Origin of the sequence: Bernardetia aquimarina, from assembly GCF_042180575.1 — a bacterium.
Lineage (GTDB): Bacteria > Bacteroidota > Bacteroidia > Cytophagales > Bernardetiaceae > Bernardetia.
In genome coordinates this window covers 391710-406683 of the sequence record NZ_CP170094.1, presented here as the reverse complement: position 1 = coordinate 406683, position 14974 = coordinate 391710, and the positions used below count along the sequence as shown (strand labels likewise).

The 14974-nt window shown below is 32.1% G+C and carries 14 protein-coding genes; 6 read left to right on the top strand and 8 right to left on the bottom strand.

Translation table 11 applies throughout. The features are described 5' to 3' along the window. Positions 1-7 precede the first annotated feature (7 nt). The 3 genes from ACE193_RS01640 to ACE193_RS01630 form a co-directional block, all read right to left on the bottom strand. Entirely contained in the window at positions 8-130 is a 123-nt protein-coding gene (locus ACE193_RS01640) for a hypothetical protein (protein ID WP_375561280.1), read from the bottom strand. Further along, positions 127-636 carry a hypothetical protein gene (locus ACE193_RS01635; RefSeq protein WP_375561279.1) on the bottom strand — a complete coding sequence of 170 codons (510 nt, stop codon included), beginning with the start codon at positions 634-636 and terminating at the stop codon, positions 127-129. The genes ACE193_RS01640 and ACE193_RS01635 overlap by 4 nt, the downstream gene beginning before the upstream one ends. A 75-nt stretch (positions 637-711) precedes the next feature. Next, positions 712-954 (bottom strand): hypothetical protein, encoded by a 243-nt coding sequence (locus ACE193_RS01630; protein WP_375561278.1) that lies wholly within the window; start codon positions 952-954, stop codon positions 712-714. A 270-nt stretch (positions 955-1224) separates the two neighbouring features. On the opposite strand from ACE193_RS01630, the gene ACE193_RS01625 reads away from it, so the two are divergent. The 5 genes from ACE193_RS01625 (at position 1225) to obgE (ending at position 6285) form a co-directional block, all read left to right on the top strand. After that, positions 1225-1854 carry a LysE family translocator gene (locus ACE193_RS01625; protein WP_375561277.1) on the top strand — a complete coding sequence of 210 codons (630 nt, stop codon included), beginning with the start codon at positions 1225-1227 and terminating at the stop codon, positions 1852-1854. A 189-nt stretch (positions 1855-2043) separates the two neighbouring features. Further along, on the top strand, positions 2044-3156 hold the full coding sequence (gene gmd / locus ACE193_RS01620; protein ID WP_375561276.1) for a GDP-mannose 4,6-dehydratase: 1113 nt from the start codon (positions 2044-2046) through the stop codon (positions 3154-3156). 114 nt (positions 3157-3270) lie between these two features. Next, positions 3271-4326, top strand: coding sequence for a GDP-L-fucose synthase family protein (locus ACE193_RS01615; RefSeq protein WP_375561275.1), 1056 nt, complete (start codon positions 3271-3273; stop codon positions 4324-4326). A gap of 100 nt (positions 4327-4426) precedes the next feature. Further along, entirely contained in the window at positions 4427-5089 is a 663-nt protein-coding gene (locus ACE193_RS01610) for a response regulator (protein WP_375561274.1), read from the top strand. Between the two features lie 203 nt (positions 5090-5292). Continuing rightward, positions 5293-6285, top strand: coding sequence for a GTPase ObgE (obgE, locus tag ACE193_RS01605; protein ID WP_375561273.1), 993 nt, complete (start codon positions 5293-5295; stop codon positions 6283-6285). Positions 6286-6473: 188 nt separating this feature from the next. On the opposite strand, the gene ACE193_RS01600 is transcribed toward obgE, so the two are convergent. From ACE193_RS01600 to ACE193_RS01580, 5 genes are all read right to left on the bottom strand, one after another. After that, the gene (locus ACE193_RS01600; RefSeq protein WP_375561272.1) at positions 6474-6599 is read right to left on the bottom strand and encodes a hypothetical protein; all 126 of its coding nucleotides are present in this window, start codon (positions 6597-6599) and stop codon (positions 6474-6476) included. Between the two features lie 142 nt (positions 6600-6741). Further along, positions 6742-8142 (bottom strand): tetratricopeptide repeat protein, encoded by a 1401-nt coding sequence (locus tag ACE193_RS01595; protein ID WP_375561271.1) that lies wholly within the window; start codon positions 8140-8142, stop codon positions 6742-6744. A gap of 170 nt (positions 8143-8312) precedes the next feature. Continuing rightward, complete coding sequence (locus ACE193_RS01590) at positions 8313-10184, bottom strand: D-alanine--D-alanine ligase (RefSeq protein ID WP_375561270.1); 1872 nt, start codon at positions 10182-10184, stop codon at positions 8313-8315. Between the two features lie 128 nt (positions 10185-10312). Further along, on the bottom strand, positions 10313-12037 hold the full coding sequence (locus ACE193_RS01585) for a GAF domain-containing protein (protein ID WP_375561269.1): 1725 nt from the start codon (positions 12035-12037) through the stop codon (positions 10313-10315). A 761-nt stretch (positions 12038-12798) separates the two neighbouring features. Next, on the bottom strand, positions 12799-13545 hold the full coding sequence (locus tag ACE193_RS01580; protein WP_375561268.1) for a DUF4197 family protein: 747 nt from the start codon (positions 13543-13545) through the stop codon (positions 12799-12801). Between the two features lie 320 nt (positions 13546-13865). Between ACE193_RS01580 and ACE193_RS01575 the strand changes: the two genes are divergently transcribed. Then, positions 13866-14870 carry a beta-ketoacyl-ACP synthase III gene (locus tag ACE193_RS01575; RefSeq protein WP_375561267.1) on the top strand — a complete coding sequence of 335 codons (1005 nt, stop codon included), beginning with the start codon at positions 13866-13868 and terminating at the stop codon, positions 14868-14870. Positions 14871-14974 lie beyond the last annotated feature (104 nt).

Here is a 14974-nt window from a genome sequence, read left to right as displayed (position 1 = left end):
TATATTATTATCTTATGTAGCCTACGCCATAATTATATTTAAAATCTTCCCAAGATGGAATAATAAAGTGTGCTTCTTTTGGTAATTCTTCTAAAAAATTGTGATATAATTGAAAAGCATAGATATTCAAATAAGAATCTTGATGAATATGCAAAAATTGAAAAAAAGTTCCGATAGCTGTTTTTCTTTACTTTTGAAATATTCTTGTGGATAAGAAAGAGGTTGTTTTGCTTTTTGTAATACGTGGTAAAAACTCTTAATTTCTCTGTTTTTCGTTGTTTGTACAGAAAATTTATATAAAATGGTTGTTTGTTCTTTATCTATTTTATCCCAACTCAGAAGGAAAAAGTTAGTATCTAGTTCTTGATTATAAATAATACTTTGTCTTAAATCTGCAATTTCAACTTTCAAAGTGTTAGACTTTATTTCTTCATTTTCTTTTAAAAGCTCCTCAAAATATTCTACAAAAATCTGCAAACTATCTTTCAAGTATATGCTTTTACTCTCTGCTAAAACATCAATCTCTCTAGGCATAGGAGGACAACTAACTGCACCTGTTTTTTTCATTCTTAAATAAGGATGTTTTCTATTCTCTCTTTGTTCATAAATATCATCAAATAAAAACCTTTCTGCCAAATACTTCCTAGCTGCATTAAAAGTAGTATCACTCTCATCAAACTCAATTTTATAATTTCCTGTTTCTTTGTTTTTTCATTCCAAAATACTTCCATTTTCATTCATTAAAGCTAGATAAGCATTTTCTTTTAAAAAAATAAGTTCATTATCATTTTCAGAATTATAGGAAAGTGTATCACCTATTTGTAGTGTATCTTTATCAGCACTAAAGGCATTATAAGCCAGTAAAACTTTTGCTTTATCAAAATTTTGTGAATCTTGAGCAAAAGAAGTAAAGTAAATAGAGAATAAAAGTAGAGTAGACAAAAGTAGTTTCATTGTTTGGTAATTTTGAGAAGTATTAATTTAAAGGTAAGGTTTCAATATGGTTTAGTTCACACCATTGATTTCCTGTATGAAAGTATCAAAAAAGGCTATTTAATACAGAACACAAAGAATATCTGCATTTTCTTTGTATTGGTAAAAATTCTTTCATAATTTTCCATTTGGAATCAGTTAATATAATTTATATTGAGTTTGCAAGCTCAGTTTTAAGGAAAAATAATATATTCAAGAACAGAAGCACGGAACATTATACAACAAATAAAAATGGAATTAGGATTATTACTATCGTTTATTGGAGCATCAATAATTTTGACATTGATGCCAGGACCTGATAACTTATTTGTACTAACTGAAAGTCTAACAAAAGGACATAAAAATGGAATTGCCATATCTCTTGGTCTTTCATTAGGCGTGCTTGTACATACTCTTGCAGCAGCTACTGGACTTTCAATTATTATCCAAAAATCAGCACTTGTATTTTCTATACTTAAATATTTAGGTGCAGCATATCTATTCTATTTAGCTTTTATGTCTTTTAAAGAGAAAAAAAAAGACTTAAATTTAGAATCGAATAGTGATATTGAAGAAACTAAAATAGTTCCTCTTGTAAAAAAAGGATTTTTAATGAATGTTTTGAATCCAAAAGTTTCTTTATTTTTTATTGCTTTTTTACCTCAATTTATAAGCTCAGATGGCTATAATGTAACTTTACAAATGGTTATACTTGGACTTATATTTATGTTACAAGCATTTTTAATTTTTAGTGCGATTGCTATTTTAGCAAGTAAACTGACTAAATATATAAATAATCCTAAGTTTTGGAGAGTTACAAAATGGAGTAAAATAAGTGTTTTATCTATTTTAGGTTTAGTATTAGTTTTTTCTGAAAAATAAATATTCATAAATTTTGGTCTATGAATATAGCTTTCAAATGGATAAATTTTTGGACAAATAATTCAAAACCAAAATACTTTTCTCAAAACAAAGTAGTACCATTACATTTTAGCATATATTTCTTACTTTTGTAAACAGTAAAATTTGCCAAGAATATAGGCATTAAATTAAAGTCATTAAACATTTAGAATGAAAAAAGCACTCATTACAGGAATTACAGGACAAGATGGCGCATACATGGCGCAACTTCTTCTCAATAAAGGGTATGAAGTTCACGGTATCAAACGTAGAAGTTCACTTTTCAATACCGACCGAATAGACCATTTGTATCAAGACCCACACGTCGACGATTATCGTTTTAAATTGCATTATGGCGATCTTACTGATTCTACCAATTTGATTCGTATCATTCAAGAAGTTCAGCCAGACGAAATTTATAACTTAGGTGCAATGTCGCATGTAAAAGTAAGTTTTGATATGCCTGAATATGTTGCTAATGTTGATGCTATGGGTACTTTACGTATCTTAGAAGCTGTTCGTATTCTAAATTTGACAGAAAAAACTCGTATTTATCAAGCCTCAACTTCTGAATTGTATGGTTTGGTACAAGAAGTTCCCCAATCAGAAAAAACACCTTTTTATCCTCGTTCTCCGTATGCAGTAGCCAAAATGTATGGTTTTTGGATTACAGTAAATTACAGAGAAGCGTATGGAATGTATGCCTGTAATGGAATTTTATTCAATCACGAAAGTCCAATCAGAGGCGAAACTTTCGTAACTCGTAAAATCACTCGTGCCACAGCAAGAATTGCTCTTGGTTTGCAAGACAAAGTATATTTAGGAAATCTAAATGCAAAACGAGATTGGGGACACGCAAAAGATTATGTAGAAGCCATGTATTTGATTTTGCAACAAGATAAAGCAGAAGATTTTGTCATTGCAACAGGAATCACAACCACAGTAAGAGATTTTTGTAGATTAGCTTTTGCAGAATTAGGAATTGAACTAGAATTTGTGGGCGAAAACGAAGAGGAAAAAGGAATTGTAAAATCATGTTCTAATCCAGATTATCAAGTTGAGATAGGAACAGAAGTAATTGCAGTAGATTCTCGTTATTTTCGTCCAACAGAAGTAGATTTACTCATTGGAGACCCTACAAAAGCACAACAAAAACTAGGCTGGAAACCAAAATATAATTTGCAACAACTTGTTACAGATATGATTTTGGCTGATGTAGAATTATTCAAAAAAGATAAATATTTACAAGAAGGTGGACATAGAATTATGAATTACTATGAATAGTCAGTTATCAGTGAGCAGTTACCAGTAATCAGTTAAATACAGGGTTAGGTTTTATTAAGTCATATTACTTAGTAAAACGTAATTCGTAATTTTTAATTCGTAATTGATATACAAATGAAAATATACATTGCAGGACATCGTGGAATGGTCGGTTCGGCTATCAAAAAAGAGCTTGAAAAACAAGGTTATACTAATTTTGTAGAACGTACTTCGAAAGAACTTGACCTTCGAAACCAACAAGCTGTAAACGATTTTTTTGAAGCTGAAAAACCTGACTGGGTATTTTTGGCAGCAGCTAAAGTAGGTGGAATTTGGGCAAATAATACTTACCGAGGTGAGTTTATTTATGATAATTTGATGATGGAAGCAAATGTCATCGAAGCAGCACGAAAAACCAATGTCAAGAAATTGATGTTTTTGGGTTCTTCGTGTATTTATCCAAAACTTGCTCCTCAACCTCTCAAAGAAGAATATTTATTGACAGGACTTTTAGAGCAAACCAATGAACCTTATGCCATTGCTAAAATTGCAGGAATAAAAATGTGTGAAGCATACAGAAGTCAGTATGATTGCAATTTTATTTCGGTTATGCCTACTAATTTATTTGGAGAAGGCGATAATTATGATTTGATGAACTCTCATGTGTTGCCTGCACTTATCCGAAAATTCCATTTAGGAAAATGTTTGGAGCAAAACAACTGGGAAGGAATTAGAAATAATTTACGTCATTTTTTGGTAGAAGGAAAAGATATGAGTGAACTTCCTGAAAGTGAAATTTTGGAAGTTTTGAATAAATATGGCATTCGTAAATCAAAAGACGGAAATAATATTGAAGTCGAAATTTGGGGAACAGGTTCTCCAAAACGAGAATTTCTTCATGCTGATGATTTGGCAGAAGCCTGTGTTTATTTGATGCACAATTACGACGACCCAACTCTTGTAAATATCGGAACTGGCGAAGATTTGAGTATTAAGGATTTGGCTTTGCTGGTAAAGAAAACTGTCAATTTTGAAGGAGAATTAGTTTTTGATACTTCAAAACCAGACGGAACACCAAGAAAACTAATGAGTGTAGATAAACTCAATGGTTTGGGATGGAAACACAGAATTTCTTTAGAAGAAGGAATTAATAAAGTCTATCAAAATGTCTTGGCAGATATAAAAGTATAAAAAAGGAATAAACCTCGTTGAATAGTAAGTTCAATGAGGTTTGTTTTACCAATTTTCTTAGTGTTTTAGTGTGTCACATCAACAAAAACACAATAACAGAATGCAGGAAGAAAAACAACCCATAAAATTACTCCTTACAGACGACCACCAAATGCTTTTGGATGGCATTCGTTCGTTGTTGCGTAAAGAAACTGATATTGAAATTATAGCTGAGGCAACAAACGGAAAAACTGCTTTAGAGATTTTACAAAAACAATCTGATAATAATATTCCTATTGATGTTTTGCTGACTGATATTAGTATGCCTCAAATGGATGGTGTAGAACTGACACGACTAGCTAAACTTCGTTTTCCAGATTTGAAGGTATTAGTTTTGACAATGCACGACGAAAGAGCTTTAATAGAACAGATTTTGGCAGTAGAAGCAGAAGGTTATATTTTGAAAAATATTGGTAGAAAAGAACTTATAAAAGCAATCAAAAAAGTAGCAGAAGGAACTTCGCATTATAGTCCAGAAGTTTTGGAGGTTATTATGCAAAAGAAAAAAGAACAAAATCAAGAAATTCCTACAAACTCTCTTACCAAACGAGAAACTGAAATTGTACAGCTTATCTGTAAAGAATATTCAAGTGCAGAAATAGCTGAAACTCTTTTTATTAGTACAAGAACCGTAGAAACGCACCGAAAAAATATTTTGCAAAAAATCAATGTAAAAAATGTAGTCGGACTAATAAAATTTGCTTTTAAACATCAGTTGGTTTGATTTCTAAAAATTTTAATCTAATTACTTACTCAAAAATTCCTACCTTTGCAGATTAATAAATAATTGATTCTTTTATCAATTATGCAATTTGCTCAAAAAAATTATTACAATTATCTAATTGAATAGCAATTAACTGGTTATTAAATAACTGGTTACTGATGACTGTTTACTGATAACTGAAAAACTGATAACTGACAACCGATTTGGATTCTCCTAACTTCATAGATTACGTTAAATTATTTCTTCGCTCTGGTAAGGGTGGAGCTGGTTCTACACACTTTCGCAGAGAAAAACATGTTCCTTTGGGTGGTCCCGACGGTGGCGATGGTGGACGAGGTGGACATATTATAATTCGTGCCAATGCTCAACTCTGGACACTTATACATTTGCGTTATCAAAAACACGTATTTGCAGAAGATGGAGGAAATGGAAGTGGACAAAAAAGTTCGGGCAAACAAGGCGAAGATACCATTTTGGAAGTTCCATTGGGAACAGTTGTCAAAAACTCTGAAACAGGCGAAAAAGTAGCCGAAGTTTTGGAAGATGGACAAGAAGTAATTTTATTGAATGGAGGAAGAGGGGGATTAGGTAATTTTCATTTTCGTACTTCGGTTAATCAAGCTCCTGAGCATTCTCAACCTGGTGAGCCGTGTCTTGAAGATTGGTTTACACTAGAACTAAAAGTTTTGGCTGATGTTGGTTTGGTAGGTTTTCCAAATGCAGGAAAATCGACATTGCTTTCCGTGGTTTCGGCAGCCAAACCAAAGATTGCAAATTATGCTTTTACTACGCTTGTTCCTAATTTGGGAGTTGTTCCGTATCGTGATCATCGTTCGTTTGTGATGGCTGATATTCCAGGGATTATTGAAGGGGCAGCAGATGGAAAAGGCTTAGGTGTTCGTTTTTTAAGGCATATTGAAAGAAATTCTATGCTTTTGTTTGTCATTTCGGCAGATACAAAAAATATAAAAGCAGAATATGATATTTTGGTTGGCGAACTTGAAAAATACAACCCAGAATTATTAGATAAAAAACGTCTTTTAGCAATTTCAAAAATGGATCTGATAGATGACGAACTCAAAACAATGTTAGCCGATGATTTGCCAAAAGAAATTGAGCATATTTTTATTTCAGCAGTTGCTCAAATGAATTTAGATACATTGAAGGATAAAATTTGGGAAAACTTGCAGAAGTAAATTTCGTAGTTTTAATCAAAATTGTATTTGGAATACAAAACACACAGCAAGATGCCAAATATATAGCTCTCATTTGCAAGGAAGTAAATGAGAGCTTTTTTGTATTTTGTGAGACTCAGCAGGAGGTGAATCAGTTGCCAGTTAATATACTAATTTTTACTTTCATTATAAATTCTATTATGTTCTTCTTAAGCTAAATCAGCATTTTCGTTAAAAATATAACCTACATTCAGACTATCAGAATTATCAAGGTTTTGCCCAAAAGCAGTAAAAGAAATGAGTAAAAAGAAAAAACTCAATAAGATGATTTTCATAATTTTAGGTTTGAATTAATAAAAATTATAGCACTCTCAAAACTCTAATAAACCTTTTATAAGACGTTCAGTAGAAAACACAACTTTTTGTCATAAATTCTATTTATTCTTTTGATAAATTAGGCAGTTTAGTTTTATATTTCTAGTCATCATAACTTAATCTCATAAGTGCTTCTGTTGCATCACCATCTCCTTGTTGAGCAGCTTTTCGATACCATTTTATGGCTTCTGTATAATCTTTTTCTACTCCCTGTCCATCTTCATACATCATTGCAAGATTATACTGTGCATCAACATCTCCTTGTTGTGCTGCTTTTAAATACCATTCTGCTGCTTTTGTGTCATTTTTTATAAAACCTTTGCCCTCTTCATACATTATTGCAAGATTATATTGTGCATTGGCATCTCCTTGTTTTGCTGCTTTTAGATACCACTCTACGGCTTTTTTATAATCTTTTTTTACTCCTTGTCCGTGTTCGTATATATACCCAAGGCTATTTTGAGCTATAGTGTGATCTTGTTGAGCAGCTTTTCTATACCATTTTATAGCTTCTGCATAATCTTTTTTTACTTCTTCTCCATATTCATATATTTCTCCAAGGCTATATTGTGCGTTAGCATTTCCATTTTTAGCAGCTTTTAGATACCACTTTTTTGCTTCTGTATAGTCTTTTTCTACTCCTTGCCCATATTCATACATAAACCCAATATTATATTGAGCATCGATATCCCCCTGTTCGGCAGCTTTTCTATACCACTTTATAGCTTCTATGTAATCTTTTGTGATACCTATACCATCTACATACAGCATTGCAATATTATATTGAGCATCAACATTTCCCTGCTTTGCTGCTTTCAAATACCATTCTGCTGCTTTTGTGTTATCTTTTTCGATTCCCTCTCCATCTTGATACATCATAGCAAGATTATATTGAGCATTTGCATCTCCCTGTTTGGCAGCTTTCTGAGACCATTTTATGGCTTTTTTATAATCTTTTTCAACTCCTGCTCCATCATAATACATATTCGCAAGATTATGTTGTGCTTCTGCATAACCTTGTTCGGCAGCTTTTTGATACCACTTTATAGCTTTTGTATAATCTTTCTTAGTTCCTTTTCCATTATAATACATATTTCCAAGGTAATATTGTGCCTTTGCATAATCTTGTTGAGCAGCTTTTTGATACCACTTTATAGCTTTTTTATAATTTTTCTTAGTTCCTTTTCCAACATAGTACAGGTTTCCAATGTTATTCTGTGCTATTGCATAATCTTGTTGAGCAGCTTTTAAGCCCCATTTAAAGGTGTTTTTATAATTTTTCTCAGTTCCTATTCCTGCTTCATACATATATGCAAGACTATTTTGTGCAAATACATGACCTTTTTCAGCAGCTTGTTTCATTAGTGAGAAGGCAGTTTTGTATTTTCCTTCCTCATAAAACTGTTTTGCTTCTTTGTAGATGCTCTCTGCTGTGATTTCTTTCTGCCCAAAAGCAGTAAAATAAATGATTAAAAAGAAAAAACTCAATAAGGTAATTTTCATAATTTAGATTTGACTTAATAAAAACTGTAACACTCTCAAAACTCTGACAGACCTTTCACAAGGCTGTCAGTAGTTTGAAAACAACGATTTTCATGCTTAACTATTGTCAGAGTTATTTTGGATTACCAAAAAACCACTGACAAAGTTTTGATAAGTATTTTTTGATAAAACTAATCCACCACAGCCATTCCAATTTCATAAAGTTGTCTTTTGATTTTACTTTTAGCTGCTGTTTCATTATTTGCGCTTTTTAGAAGCCAAATGACATCATTTGTCATGTCATTTAGATTTTCTAACGTAATTTTTTGAGTTGTTGCAGTAAAGTCTTTTACAAAAAAAACAGTTAGTTCTTTTGCATTTTTGATGGTGTGAGAAATGGCAGAATGAAGCTGAGAATCTAGGTTTTGGATGACTTCTTCTACATTAGGCTTCAAAAGAAAAGAAACTGGAAGTTTGTATAAAATGGTTTCTTCATTTTCAACCTTTACAAATACACAAAAAGGATTTTGATTCCCTTCTGATGCTACAATATTATACTCTTTTCTTGCTTCTTCAAAGGTAGTTTCATCAAAAAAGATAGCTACTTTTTCTTTGTTGTGATAGGTCTCTTCTAAAAGCTCACTTTCTAGTTTTTTGAATACTTGTCTGAAAAAATACGGTCTTTTGGCAGTATGAACTCTACAATTTAGCGATTGATAAACCAAATAGGTCATAAAATCAGTAGGCGAAAGACCAATTTCGGCAGCCTGTCTAAAAATGAGTGAAGTAGGCGACATCCCAGGTAAGGTATTGATGTCGATGATTTCGATGGTGTTTTCATCTGTATAAAAACCGTCAATTCTTGCACAAGCATCAAACTTGAAGGTTTGAAAAATCTCCTTACACTTTTCTTGAATTTCTATGATTTTATCCGTCGGAATATCTATCGGAATGCGTTTCTGACTTGCATTTGGTAAATATTTGGCTTCAAAATCATAAACTTTTGCAATCGTGATTATTTCTGTTGGAGGAAGTGCAATAGCTTCTAAATTTTCATTTTGAATTACACCACAAGAAAATTCTTTTCCTGATAAATGCTGCTCAAACAAAACCATATCTTCACTTTCAAAAGAAAAAAGCATAGCATCTTCTTCAGAATAAGAAAAGAAATCGTTTAGTTTTTCGATGAGTTTGATAGGAGAATAAATAATTTGCTCTCCCAAATTTCCACCTAAGAGTGATTTTTCTTCAAAAATAACAGGTAAACCAATACCTTTTTCTAGGCTCATCAGTCCATTTACATATTCTTTGCGTTGTGGCTCTGTAAGCTGAGTCCATTCCTCTTTCGAAATCTGACGAGCAAAAAGGGACGTATTGACAGCCTTTATAAAAGTATCTAAGTCATCCTTTTTCAAAATAGAAACTCCAATTGAAGAACCTTGATAAGGAGCTTTTATGACAATAGGCAAACCTAATTTTGATTTTAGTTCTTCAAAAAGCTCACTTCTATCACATTTTTGCCAATCATCTTTTCGCATCATGTGATACTTTCGACTGCTTCCTAAACTCAATTTTTCATTTACAACTTGCTGCAAATGCTTATCAATAGCAAAAGAAGAAGAAAAAATTCCACAACCCGAATAAGGAATTTGTAACCACTCAAAAAGTCCTTGCAGCATACCATCTTCTGCAAATGTGCCATGTAGCATCAAGAGTGCAAAATCTATATGTTCAGATAATGTTTCGGTAGGAATTGGCGTTCCTATTTCTTCCATTATTTTTCTGTGTTTTTCTTTTGTCAAATCTTCAAGCGTTTCGATATAGACAGGCGAAAACTCGTCGTATTCTTCTGGAATAGATTCTTGCGTAGGATAAAAATGAGAAATGGCTTTATGTTCAAACTGAACAGGATTTATTTTGATAAACTTTCCCAAGCTATCTACCAAAATATAAACAGGTTCGAAAAGTGAACGATTGAGCGTTTGGGAAACCGTTTTTGCTCCTGAAAATGAAATTTCACGCTCACGAGAAACCCCACCAAAAAAAACACCTATCTTTATCATAAGTAGTGAGTTGTTGTATTAAAAAATGTGTACTTTTTGTGTGTAGAAACTAGCACTACAAACATAAATTCTGAATTAATAAGACAAATATAAATGAATTAGTATCTTATTTTGCTCAGTTTTCGAAATTAATTTTGCTCTTCTGAGTCGTTAGTTTTTTTAAGGTCTTTTTCTGCTTGTAGTTCTTTTATTAGTGCAGTTAGTTTGCGTTCTTTTTCTTCTGCTTCAATAAGCATTTGACTAATAATTTTTTCTTTGCGTTCCATTTCTTCTTGTGTAGCTTGAAGTTCTTCTACATTTTGTCGCATTTCTTCTTCTTGTGCCGAAACAGCTTCACGTTGCATTTGAGATTCTTCTAAAAGTTTTTGCGTGCGAGTAGCATTCTGAACAGAAATAATAGAAGATGTTATATTTTCACATACTTTTTCTACAAAATCTATTTCATAATTCTCTAAAGTTCTGAATGCAGCTAATTCTAAAATACCTATATTTTCATCAGAAATGGTTAGAGGGACAAATAAAAGTGAAATAGGTTTTGCACTTCCTAAAGCCGAACCAATATGCAAATAATCATTTGGCAAGTTTTCTAAATAAAGAATTCGGTTTTCTTGATAGGTTTCTCCAATTAGTCCTTCTCCTATCTGAATAGTGTTTTTTCGGTTTTTATGAGAGTCATAAGCAAACCAAGCTTTTAATTCTAACTCTTTTTCAGAATGTATATCTTGATTTAATAAATACAAACTAGCTTGTGAGACATTCAAATATTTTACTAATTCACTTACAAAAATTTGTGTTAGTTCATCAATATCTTCACTAAAATCTCTTAATATTTTGGCAAAATGAGCTTCTCCAGTTACTGCCCAGTTGAGTTGTTCGTCTTTTTCAGCAATCATTTTTAGGCTATCACGCATATTTATGAATGCTTTTCCGACTTCTCCATTTTCATTAAAAGGAATCACTTTTGTATCAAATTTCTCACTTCCCACATCTTTAGCAAATATTTTTAAACGTTCCATATCGTTTGCTAAATGATTGAGAGCTGTTTCTATTGGCGTTACTTCATCATTTTCATTTCTCTTTATTTGGTTAGATAGATTTCCTTTTGCAATCTGACGAAGAGAGTGTTTTATAACATGAAGACGAAGCAATAATTTATGATTGATAGAATAAGCCAACCAAACACAAACTAAAGTCAAGATAATCATCCAGCCTGGCAAAACAATAACCCAAAGATTTTGAGTGTGAAAATTAATAGCTGCTTTAGCTCTGTCTATTTCTTCATTTTGAATATTGATAATGAGTTCCAAAACGGCACGTACATCATCAGTTAGGAGTTCTAATTGATCGACTTGTCGTACTCTTTCTGTTTTCGAATCTTCTTTCAAATCTGCATTTCTAGCAAAATATTTTTGTTCTACATTGTTTTGTTCTTTTCTCAAACGATTTGCTTTCGTTCGGACATCATAAACAAGCGAAATAACGGCTTCATTACGCCATTGGTCAGTATAATTACTAAGTGCAGCTAATGCAACCTCACAATCTTTCCAAACAGTTTCTCGTTCGGTGCGATATTCTTCTTCGCTAGTTGCTAAATAAATAGCCGTCAGACTGGTACTACTGCTAATGCAATCTTCAATTACTTTTGAATAATACTGAGTAGGAGCTGTATTATCAATAATATGATTGTATTGATAAATAACTTGACTATTCATATACCACCATGTTCCGATAAGAGTGAGTGTTGCCAAAACTCCCATCATAGTTATGCCCATGGTAATTTTACCACGAAAGTTTTGTGGAGATAAATAGAGCCAAACGATATTTTTTTTCTTTGCACTTTGTTTCTTTGCCATCAAAAAATTTTCTTTGAAGTTTGTCTGAATTTCTTTTATTTTTCTATTTTTGAAAAATATAGGGTAAGATACTTTTTTTTATTGAATTTTTGAGGGATTTTTTGAAAATTTCGATAGATTTAGTTTTTGTAGATAAACTGTGATAGTAAAATCAAGTTTTGAAAACATCAAAATATGGAAGTATTTATATGAAAGATGAGTCAAAGTTTTGGTGAAAAATCAAGAAGTAAGTAACTGAACAAAATAAAACATATCTAAAAAAGAATTAGAAACTGGAAATTTAAACTGTCAAGACACCTTTGAGGTGTCAGACAGGTTTTGTTAACCTATAAATAATTTGCCCAGTTACTTAATGCAGAGGGATTTGCTCTTCGTTATAATTATGATAAATGTAAATATAGAAGGAAATTTATTTGTTGTTGCAACAATAGAAGAGCTAGAAAAAGAACAATTAAACATACTAACTATACACTATGAAAACTACTTTCGGTCTGCTCTAACAAAACTAACCTACTTTCATCAAGGTCAGTCCGAAAGGGCAGCACCGAAGATTAAAAAAAAAACATAATCCATTGTTAATCAATAATATATGTGCAGGTCATGTTGTTTTTTTATACTACTAGACATTTTATTAATTATTGTATAGGTCAGCTTCGTAGAACAGACTGTTTATAGTCAATCTTGCTTGTTTTTAGTTTATAGACGGTCTGCCCTCTGGGACTGACCTATTTATTTGAAAATGTCTAGTAGGATGGTTATTTTTATTGTTGAGCTTGTGGAGCTTGAGCAAATACCCTTTTCATTAGGTCAGTCGAACGAGCCGAAATATTACTACGAATATTACTTTCTTCTTGTGCCACCAATTTAAAAAGACCTTCAATGGCTTTTTCTGTTGCATAATCGTCTAATTCTGGATTTACATTCTTTACAAAAGGAAATGTATTATACTTCTTTACCAAATCGCCATAATAACGAGTTGCATTTACTTTCTTTAAGTTCCTAGACATAATGGGCTTAAATTTAGCTTTTAATTGAGCTGTTGTGGTTTTTATCAAATATTGTGTTGCTGCATCTTTATCGCCTTTCAAAATTCCATAGGCATCTTGAATAGACATTGAGGTAATGGCAGATTTGAAGATTGGAGCAGCTTCTTTGGCTGCTTCTTCTGCTCCTCTGTTTAGCGTTTTGACAAATCTATCTACTTCTGAACCCAAACCAATATCACGCAGTTTGTCTGCTACTTTTTCGGCATCTTTTGGAAATGGAATTTTGATGAGTGAATTATTAAAATATCCCCCTTCTTTTGAAGCTAGTCCTGTTCCTTTTGTAACTCCTTGAACAAGAGCGTCCTTGAGAGCCTTTGAGATTTCTTCTTTTGTGAGAGGAACACCTGTAATACTTCCCAAAACACCTGTAATTTGTTGAGTTGTACAACTGGTAGAAAAACCTACTAAGCCAATCAAGATAAATAATGATAAAATGCGAATAATTCTGCTTGTTTTTTTCATGAAAATAAGAGTTTGAAAAAATAAAATAAGTTGATGTAATAGTCAAGTTGGCATTTTTTGAGCCAAAAAGCTAAAAAAAGAGTTAAGAGTTTTAAATTAGTTCATTATAATCACAAAGAGTCTATTTTTGTTTTTACTAACTTTTAATTTTCTTAATTTATTACACAATAGAGAAAGAGAAGTAATGCTATTACTTGCAAGTTCTTTAAGTCTTTGTTACCTTAGCAAATCATTCGTAATTTACTTGTGGTAAATTGTGCATTTTTGATAAAAAGCAACACATAAACGATACTTATTTAATTATTTTTCTATAATTTCCTATGAATTCTACTCCTTCTAAAAATAAAACACAAGCAGCCATTACAGGTGTTTTTGGATATGTTCCTGATTATGTTCTTACTAATAAAGAACTCGAAACAATGGTCGATACAAATGATGAATGGATAAAATCACGTACAGGAATAGAAGAAAGACGCATTTTGAAAGGCGAAGGAATGGGAACTTCTCACATGGCGACCGAAGCTGTAAAAGGTCTTTTAGAAAAAACAAATACAAAACCTGAAGAAATTGATTTTTTAATTTGTGCTACCACTACACCTGATATGGTATTTCCTGCAACAGGGAATATAGTCGCACACAAAGCAGGACTAAACTGTTTGAGTTATGATTTGATGGCAGCTTGTTCAGGTTTTTTGTATGCACTTGTTACGGCAAGTCAGTTTATCGAAACAGGAAAATATAAAAAAATTATTGTAGTTGGAGCAGATAAAATGTCTTCAATTATAGATTATGAAGACCGTCAGACATGTATTCTTTTCGGAGATGGTGCAGGTGCTGTACTTTTAGAAGCTGATACAGATGGAAATGGAGTTATTGATTCTATCCTAAGAACAGATGGTGCAGGAGCAACAGAGCTTTACATGAAAGCAGGTGGAAGTCGTTATCCAGCAAGTAAAGAAACAGTAGAAAATAAAGAACATTATGTAATCCAACATGGATCTGTAGTTTTCAAACATGCTGTAAAAAACATGGCAGATACTTCAGCTGAGTTAGTAGAGAAAAATGGATTAGATGGTGATAGCATTGATTTTCTTGTTCCTCATCAAGCCAATTTGAGAATTATAGATGCCACAGCAAAACGTTTAGGATTAGATTCTGATAAAGTATTAGTAAATATCGAAAAATACGGAAATACAACTTCTGCAACCATTCCACTTTGCATACGAGATTTTGAACATAAATTTAAAAAAGGAGATAATCTTGTTTTGGCTGCTTTTGGTGGTGGTTTTACTTGGGGGGCTGTTTATCTAAAATGGGCTTATTAAACAGTTACCAGTAAACGGTTATCAGTAACCAATTAGTAAAATTCTATTTTTGTTTTTCTATTTTATCTACCATAACTATTTTTCCCTTGACTAAAAACCCAAAA

Coding starts and splice junctions, on each gene's coding strand:
- ACE193_RS01615 (WP_375561275.1), top strand. CDS start 3,271: ATGAAAATATACATTGCAGGACATCGTGGAATGGTCGGTTCGGCTATC.
- ACE193_RS01590 (WP_375561270.1), bottom strand. CDS start 10,184: ATGATAAAGATAGGTGTTTTTTTTGGTGGGGTTTCTCGTGAGCGTGAA.
- ACE193_RS01600 (WP_375561272.1), bottom strand. CDS start 6,599: ATGAAAATCATCTTATTGAGTTTTTTCTTTTTACTCATTTCTTTTACT.
- ACE193_RS01595 (WP_375561271.1), bottom strand. CDS start 8,142: ATGAAAATTACCTTATTGAGTTTTTTCTTTTTAATCATTTATTTTACT.
- gmd (WP_375561276.1), top strand. CDS start 2,044: ATGAAAAAAGCACTCATTACAGGAATTACAGGACAAGATGGCGCATAC.
- ACE193_RS01625 (WP_375561277.1), top strand. CDS start 1,225: ATGGAATTAGGATTATTACTATCGTTTATTGGAGCATCAATAATTTTG.
- ACE193_RS01610 (WP_375561274.1), top strand. CDS start 4,427: ATGCAGGAAGAAAAACAACCCATAAAATTACTCCTTACAGACGACCAC.
- ACE193_RS01585 (WP_375561269.1), bottom strand. CDS start 12,037: ATGGCAAAGAAACAAAGTGCAAAGAAAAAAAATATCGTTTGGCTCTAT.
- ACE193_RS01575 (WP_375561267.1), top strand. CDS start 13,866: ATGAATTCTACTCCTTCTAAAAATAAAACACAAGCAGCCATTACAGGT.
- ACE193_RS01580 (WP_375561268.1), bottom strand. CDS start 13,545: ATGAAAAAAACAAGCAGAATTATTCGCATTTTATCATTATTTATCTTG.
- ACE193_RS01630 (WP_375561278.1), bottom strand. CDS start 954: ATGAAACTACTTTTGTCTACTCTACTTTTATTCTCTATTTACTTTACT.